General features: G+C 49.2%; 4 protein-coding genes and 1 pseudogene. All 5 read left to right on the plus strand.

Annotated elements, in window-relative coordinates; genetic code table 11:
- Positions 1-378: 378 nt before the first annotated feature.
- The 5 genes and pseudogenes from GPK58_RS12510 (at position 379) to GPK58_RS12530 (ending at position 5,874) form a co-directional block, all read left to right on the plus strand.
- Positions 379-1,281 (plus strand): 30S ribosomal protein S1, encoded by a 903-nt coding sequence (locus GPK58_RS12510; protein ID WP_215638735.1) that lies wholly within the window; start codon positions 379-381, stop codon positions 1,279-1,281.
- Positions 1,282-1,310: 29 nt separating this feature from the next.
- The gene (locus GPK58_RS12515; protein WP_044961512.1) at positions 1,311-2,981 is read left to right on the plus strand and encodes a putative manganese-dependent inorganic diphosphatase; all 1,671 of its coding nucleotides are present in this window, start codon (positions 1,311-1,313) and stop codon (positions 2,979-2,981) included.
- A 13-nt stretch (positions 2,982-2,994) separates the two neighbouring features.
- Positions 2,995-3,582 (plus strand): annotated as a pseudogene (locus GPK58_RS12520) (flavin reductase family protein); the annotation flags it as partial.
- Between the two features lie 287 nt (positions 3,583-3,869).
- On the plus strand, positions 3,870-4,382 hold the full coding sequence (locus GPK58_RS12525) for a shikimate kinase (RefSeq protein WP_059086952.1): 513 nt from the start codon (positions 3,870-3,872) through the stop codon (positions 4,380-4,382).
- Between the two features lie 199 nt (positions 4,383-4,581).
- On the plus strand, positions 4,582-5,874 hold the full coding sequence (locus GPK58_RS12530; protein ID WP_092073580.1) for a UDP-N-acetylglucosamine 1-carboxyvinyltransferase: 1,293 nt from the start codon (positions 4,582-4,584) through the stop codon (positions 5,872-5,874).
- Positions 5,875-6,143: the final 269 nt, after the last annotated feature.

A 6,143-nucleotide genomic window follows, 5' to 3' on the forward strand; every position in this document is an offset into this window, starting at 1 on the left:
TACGCTGATGCGTACCTGGCTCAGACAGATGGGGCTTACTCTGCGGCTTGTGGCCGCAGAGTACCTTCCCGTCAGAAGCCTCAGGCGCTAAGTATGACCAGCGGCTTACTCCGACGCACCGGGTCCCGACCATGCAGCCGCCCCTCCGGCAGTCCGTCCTGTACGTTGGAGAGAAATAAAGAAAGCATCAAGGTTGTGATAAATGGGCTGATCTGAGTCTGTTCTGTGCGTTGGAGAGAAATAAAGGGGTTAAGAAATTTCCAGTGCAAAAAATATAGCGCGGGTGGGGTGTGCATGCTATAATGATTAGGATTATAGTGCTGTCGTCTGGTTTGGGGCGGCGGTGGTTGGTTTTTTGTTTGAATGGGAGGTCTGGATATGGCGGAGTCTATGAAGGATTTTGAGAGGGAGCTGGAGGCTTCTTTTAAGAGGATCGATGAGGGGGATATTATCTCCGGGACTGTTGTGAGTGTGGATGAGTCGGGGGTTGTTCTTGACCTTAAGTTTTATGCTGAGGGTTTTATTCCGGTGGAGGAGTTTTCCCGGGTTCCGGGGTTTAATATTAGAGAGGCTGTTCAGCCGGGGGATGAGGTTCAGGCGATGGTTCTTCGCAGGGATGATGGTCAGGGGAATATTCTTCTTTCCAGAGCGGATGCTGCGGATGTGCTTGCCTGGGACAGGCTGAAGGAGCTTCAGGATTCGGGTGAGGTGCTGGATGTTGTTGTGAAGGGGATCGTTAACGGGGGTGCCATTGCTTATGTTGAGGGTGTCCGTGGGTTTATTCCGGCATCCAGGCTTGCTTTGGAGTTTGTTGAGGATACTGAGGTGTTTCTGAATAAGCCGATCCAGGTGCGGGTGATCGAGGTTGATAAGGCGAAGAAGAGGCTGGTGCTTTCGGCGAGGGAGATTCTTCGTGAGAGGGCTGAGGTAGAGAAACGGAATAAGATTTCTAATATCCAGGTTGGCTTTGTGACGGAGGGTACGGTTGAGAGTTTGCAGCCGTATGGTGCTTTTGTGGAGCTTGGAAACGGGGTTTCTGGGCTGGTGCATATTTCTCAGATCTGTGAGAAGAGGATCCGGAAGCCTTCTGAGGTTTTGAGTGTTGGGGATAAGGTTAAGGTGAAGGTTATCGCGATCAAGGATGGTAAGCTGAGCCTGAGTATTAAAGAGGCATCGGATCTGATGGCTAAGGAGGTTGAGGAGGAGTCTTTTGAGCTTCTGGAGTCGGGGGAAGAGGCTACTACTTCCCTGGGTGCTTTGTTTGCAAATATTAAATTATGATTATTTTGGATGAAAAAGGATGGATGTGTATGAAAAAACCGGAGAGAATATTTGTAATCGGACATAAGAATCCGGATACGGATTCCATCTGTTCGGCTATTGCTTATGCGGATATTAAAAACAGAACTACGCAGAATAAAAAATATATCCCGAAGAGAGCGGGGCAGATCAATGAGGAGACCAGGTATGTGCTAAACCGTTTTGGCGTACAGCCGCCGGCTTATCTGGGAAATATCGGTACGCAGGTCAAGGATATGGATATCCGGACCAGTCCGCAGGCGGATAAGAATATGTCGCTGAAGAATACCTGGGATCTGATGCAGGAGAACGGGATCGTTTCTCTTCCGATCCGGGATAAGGATGGGTGTCTGGAGGGGCTTGTGACGATTGGTGATATCGCAAAGACCTATATGGATACTACAGACAGTTATCTTCTTTCCAATGCGAGGACGCAGTATCAGAGAATTGCCGAGACTGTTGGCGGTGAAGTGGTGGAAGGTAACGGACACGGATATTTTGTGAAGGGGCGTGTGCTTGTCGGTACTGCCAACCCGAAGATGCTGGAGGGCTACGTTGAGGAGGATGATATGATCATCATGGGTGACCGTGAGGAGGATCATCTTCAGGCGATCAGCCAGAATGTCAGCTGTATCATCGTGGGGCTGAATATCGTGGTTTCCGAGAAGGTTATAAAGCTTGCTCATGAGAAGAATATCGTGATCATCCGGTCTCCGTATGATACGTTTAATATTGCGCGTCTGATCAACCAGAGTATTCCGGTCAGCTTTGTTATGAAGCGGGATAACATGGTTACGTTTAATACCGAGGATTTTACGGATGATATCCAGGATGTTATGATCAAAAACCGTCACAGGGCGTTTCCGGTGATCAATCCTCATGGTAAGTGTATCGGTACGATCTCCAGACGTAATTTTCTGGATATGCATAAAAAGAAAGTGGTTCTTGTGGATCATAATGAGGTGGATCAGGCTGTTGATAATATCGAGAAGGCGGAGATCCTTGAGATCATCGATCATCATAAGCTGGGTACTTTGCAGACCATGACGCCGGTTGCTTTTCGTAATGAGCCGGTGGGATGTACGGGTACGATCCTTTATGAGATCTACGGAGAGCAGAGACTGGAGATCCCGGAAAAGATCGCGGGGCTTCTCTGTGCGGCTATTATTTCGGATACATTGATGTTTCGTTCACCGACCTGTACGCAGACGGATAAGATCGCTGCCAGTGCTCTTGCGCTGATCGCGGGGATCAAGATCGAGGAGTTTGCCCGAGAGATGTTTTCTGCGGGAAGTAATCTGAAGGATAAGTCTCCGGAGGAGATTTTTTATCAGGATTACAAGAAGTTTATCGGTGAGGGTAATGTTTCCTTTGGTGTGGGTCAGATCAGTTCCATGGACAGCGAGGAGCTTAAGGAGATCAAGGAGAAGCTGATGCCGTTTATGGTGAGTGAGTGTGGCCGTCATGATATCACGAGAGTTTATTTTATGCTGACGAATATCCTGGAGGAGTCTACAGAGCTTCTGTTTTACGGGGAGGGCAGCCAGCAGATGGCGGAGATCGCTTTTGAGCGGAAACCGGATGGAGATACTTTCAGTCTGCCGGGTGTGGTTTCCAGAAAGAAGCAGCTGATCCCGGCTATGATGGAGGCTGCTCAGCTGATGAACAGCGATTATGCGTAAGAGGTGACGGAAAATGGCGAAACAGTTATGGAAGCCGGGGAACATGATCTATCCACTGCCGGCTGTAATGGTGAGTGTTACCGATGGTGAGGGTAACGATAATATCATAACGGTTGCGTGGACGGGTACGGTGTGTACCAATCCGGCGATGGCTTATATTTCTGTCCGACCTTCCCGTTATTCCTATGATATGATCCGGAAAACGGGTGAATTTGTGATCAATCTGACAACGGAGAAGCTGGCGTATGCAACGGATTTCTGCGGGGTTCGTTCGGGACGTGATGTGGACAAGTTCCGGAAGCTGAACCTTACGAAAGAGAAAGCGCAGTTTGTTTCTGCACCGATGATCGGGGAGGCTCCGGTTTCAATCGAGTGCAGGGTGCGTGAGGTGAAGGAGCTGGGGTCTCATGACATGTTTCTTGCGGATGTGCTTGCGGTCCATGCGGATGAAGCTTATATGGATAAAAACAACAGGTTTTGTCTTAATGATGCGGGTCTTCTGGTTTATTCCCATGGGGAGTATCTGGCGGGTGGCCGGAAGGTGGGAACCTTCGGCTACAGCGTAAAGAAGAAGCAGATGCAGAAGAAGTTGGATAAGAAATCAGACAGGGAATCAGAGATGGCAGGGATGGCAGAGAAGTTGAAGACGTCGGGGAAGCCAGGGATGGCGGGGAAGTTGAAGACGTCAGGAAAGCCAGGGATGTCAGGGAAGTTGAAAACGTCAGGAAAGCCAGGGATGTCAGGGAAGTTGAAGGTGTCAGGAAAGCCAGGGATGTCAGGGAAATTAAAGACGTCGGGAAAGGCAGGGAGAGAGAAACGGTAGGTTCTGCGGAGCCGTAACGTTTGTTGAGATTTGGCAGCTGTTATGCTAAAATGAAAGGATACAGTATGAATAATATTACACTGATAGGAATGCCTGGTGCGGGGAAGAGCAGCATCGGTGTCGTACTTGCGAAGGTACTTGGTTACCAGTTTATTGACTCAGATCTTCTGATCCAGAAGGCGGAGAAGAGGACTTTGAGTAAGATCATCGAGGATGAGGGTACGGAGGGCTTCAAGGCGATCGAGAATCGTGTGAATGCTTCGATCCAGGTGGAAAATACGGTGATCGCTACCGGTGGAAGTGTGGTTTACTGCGATGAGGCTATGCAGCATCTGAAGTCTGAGGGTGTTGTGGTGTATCTTAAGATCTCGCTGGAGCTTCTTTCCAGGCGTCTTGGTAATCTTAAGGGGCGTGGTGTTGTGCTCAAGGAGGGGCAGACGCTGGCGAGTCTTTATGATGAGCGTGTTCCTTTGTATGAGAAATATGCGGACATTGTGGTGGATGAAGAGGATAAGGATCTGGAGGGGAGTCTCCAGGTTGTGCTTGAGGCACTGAAGAACAGGGGAGATAAGGCGTAACTGTTGGCTTGTGGAAACGGTTTGCTGGAGTGTTTCGGGTCATGGGTTGTGACAGGTTTTCGTCATAAATTGTTTACAAATCTGAAATATGTGTTATAATATACAACTGACCTAAAAAACGGTATTGCGGAACGTTTGTTCCTGCAGTAAATTCAGAGAAAGTTTCTGCTCATAGAGGAGTAAATAATAGAGGTGTGTTATGGAACAGTATGTGATTAAAGGCGGCAATCCTCTGGTTGGAGAAGTGGATATTGCGGGTGCGAAGAATGCGGCGCTTGCGATATTGTCAGCAGCCATTATGACTGATGAAACTATATTGATCGAGAATCTGCCAGATGTTAGGGACATCAATGTTCTGCTTGAGGCGATCTCCGAGATCGGGGCTCAGGTTGAGCGTATTGATAAGTCTACTGTAAAGATCAACGGTTCTACTATCGGCAATCTCAGCGTGGATTATGAGTTTATCAAGAAGATCCGTGCTTCTTATTATCTTCTGGGTGCTTTGCTTGGTAAGTATAAGCATGCGGAGGTTCCGCTTCCGGGTGGATGTAATATCGGTAGCAGGCCGATCGACCAGCATCTGAAGGGTTTCCGTGCTCTTGGTGCGGATGTTGATATCTGTCATGGGGCTATTGTTGCCAAGGCGGAGAATCTGCATGGCAGCCATATTTTCCTGGATGTGGTTTCTGTTGGTGCTACTATTAATATTATGATGGCTGCTTCTATGGCGACTGGTCGTACGATCATTGAGAATGCTGCGAGGGAGCCGCATGTTGTTGATGTGGCGAATTTCCTGAACAGTATGGGGGCGAATATCAAGGGTGCCGGTACGGATGTGATCCGTATCCGTGGTGTTGAGACGCTTCATCGTACGGAGTATTCGATCATTCCGGACCAGATCGAGGCTGGTACGTTTATGTTTGCTGCTGCGGCTACTCGTGGTGATGTTACTGTTCGTAATGTTATTCCTAAGCATCTTGAGGCTACTACGGCTAAGCTTGAGGAGATCGGGTGTGAGGTTGAGGAGTTTGATGATGCGGTTCGTGTCCGTGCGCCGCATGTGCTTCATCGTACGCATGTGAAGACGTTGCCTTATCCTGGTTATCCTACGGATATGCAGCCGCAGATCGCGGTTACTTTGGCTTTGGCTGAGGGTACGAGTATTGTTACTGAGAGTATTTTTGAGAACCGGTTTAAGTATGCGGATGAGCTTTCCCGGATGGGTGCCAATATTAAGGTGGAGGGGAACTCTGCTATTATTGATGGTGTGAGGAAGCTTACTGGGGCGCGTGTGAGTGCACCGGATCTTCGTGCGGGTGCTGCGCTTGTTATTGCGGGGCTGGCTGCTGAGGGTGTTACGGTTGTTGATGATATTGTTTATATCCAGCGTGGGTATGAGAATTTTGAGGAGAAGCTCAGGAGTCTTGGGGCTGAGATTGAGAGAGTTTCCAGTGAGAAGGAGATTCAGAAGTTTCGGTTGCGCGTTGGGTGATGGTTGGTGACAACTGGTAACGATTGATGATAATTGGATATTTGAGTTTTGGGAGAGTTCCTGGGTGTTTGGGCCTGGGGGCTCTTTTTTTGTGGGATGAATGGAGGTAGGGACGAACGGACAGTCTGCCAGCGGGGCGGCTGCATGGTCGTGCCTGGTGCGGTCGTTTCGCCGGGTCATACTAAGCGTCTGAGTCTTCTGCCGTGCAGGGCGCCCCATAACTCGCCATGTACGCTGATGCGTACCTGGCTCAGACAGATGGGGCTTAC

Source organism: Blautia sp. MCC270, assembly GCF_018785605.1.
GTDB classification, from domain to species: domain Bacteria; phylum Bacillota; class Clostridia; order Lachnospirales; family Lachnospiraceae; genus Blautia_A; species Blautia_A fusiformis.